Origin of the sequence: Streptomyces sp. NPDC057565 (assembly GCF_042801455.1) — a bacterium.
GTDB classification, from domain to species: domain Bacteria; phylum Actinomycetota; class Actinomycetes; order Streptomycetales; family Streptomycetaceae; genus Streptomyces; species Streptomyces yanii.
Map to the genome: position 1 here is coordinate 1 of NZ_JBHVFU010000175.1, position 1487 is coordinate 1487.

The window sequence follows — 1487 nt, forward strand, 5'->3', positions numbered from 1 at the left end:
TGACCGGCAACCACCCTGCCCGCCCACGACCCGAAGGACCCCGGAGAACCCGACCACCGCGCCGGGATTCCGCCATGTCCGAGCACCGAAATCGCGTCGGTCACCCGACAGTTGTTCCCCAGCGCCACCTCATCGCCCCAACCGTAGGGTCGGGGGCTGGCGCGGTTGCGGAGTGCGTCCGCCCCGTTTCCAGCCCCCGCCGCATCGAACCGTGCGTGCGGTTCTCCCGCACACGGCTCACCGACGCCGTTCACCGCCGGCATTCGGCCTGCCCCGCCAGTCCCGAAAGGGTCTGGGTGCAACAACGGTTCCGTGCAGGGCGACCAGCCCCAACGAGTCGGAGGCCGCGTGAGCGACCACCGACCAGCCGAACTTCCGGCTGCGCCGATGCTTCTTGGCGATGAACCCGCCGATCCGCATCCGCGCGTACGAGCTGATCTGGTCAAAGCGATGGGCCGAGTTCCCGAACCGGAAATACGCGCCCCATCCGCGTAGGAACGCGTTCACGTCCTCCACGATCACTTTGACCGGCCGCAGCATCCTGCGCCGTTCCGTGAGTTCACGGATCCGGTCACGGGCGTGCTGCACTGCCCTGTCCGAGGGCCAGCGAGCGAGGAAGGCGATCGGACGCCGCCCGCCGCGAGGCCGGGACGTGACCCACCGGTGGTGGAAGCCGAGGAAGTCCACTCCCCCGCCTCCGACCTGCAGGTGCACGATCCTGGTCTTGGCCGCCTTCGGCTCCAGTCCGAGTTCGGCCAGCAGGACCTTCAGCTGCCCAAGGGCGGCTTCGGCCTGCTCGCGGGTAGTGCACATCACCACGGCATCGTCGGCATACCGGACCAGAACCCCATGACGACGCGCGTCCCATGCCCGGTCCAGCCGGTGCAGATAGACGTTCGCCATCAACGGTGAAACCACACCGCCTTGTGGGGTTCCGGTCACCGGCCGACGGACCTGCCCGTCCTCCATCACCCCGGCACGCAGCATCGCGCGCAGGAGTTTGAGGACGGACCGGTCGCAGACGCGTTCCTCGACCGCCTGCATCAACTTATCGTGCGGAATCGCCTCGAAACAGTTGGCGATGTCCGTCTCCACCACCCAGCGCCTGCCCCTCCATGCCTCATCGATCAAGACTTGGAGGGCATCGTGTGCCCCGCGCCTGGGCCTGAACCCGAACGAGCACGGGAGCATATCGGCCTCGAAGACCGGCTCGAGCACGATCTTCAGCGCGGCCTGCACGATCCGGTCACGGACGGAAGGGATCGACAACGGTCTCTGATCCGCAGTTGTGCCGGGTTTCGGAATGAACACCCGGCGCGCGGGCAACGGCCGCCAGCGGCCTTCCTTGAGTTCCGCGGCCAGTTCGTCAAGGAGCCGGTCGATGCCGTACTCGGGACCTCCCCCTGAGTGGTGGACACTCTGACGCCGACCCCGGTGGGGGTCGGGAGAGGGTGACCGATTATGGTGATGAAGGTCTATTCGCCCGA

General features: G+C 67.3%; 1 protein-coding gene. It reads right to left on the reverse strand.

The window, feature by feature from the left end:
* Positions 1 to 237: 237 nt before the first annotated feature.
* The gene (gene ltrA / locus ACFU8W_RS52445; RefSeq protein WP_384052993.1) at positions 238 to 1479 is read right to left on the reverse strand and encodes a group II intron reverse transcriptase/maturase; all 1242 of its coding nucleotides are present in this window, start codon (positions 1477 to 1479) and stop codon (positions 238 to 240) included.
* Positions 1480 to 1487 lie beyond the last annotated feature (8 nt).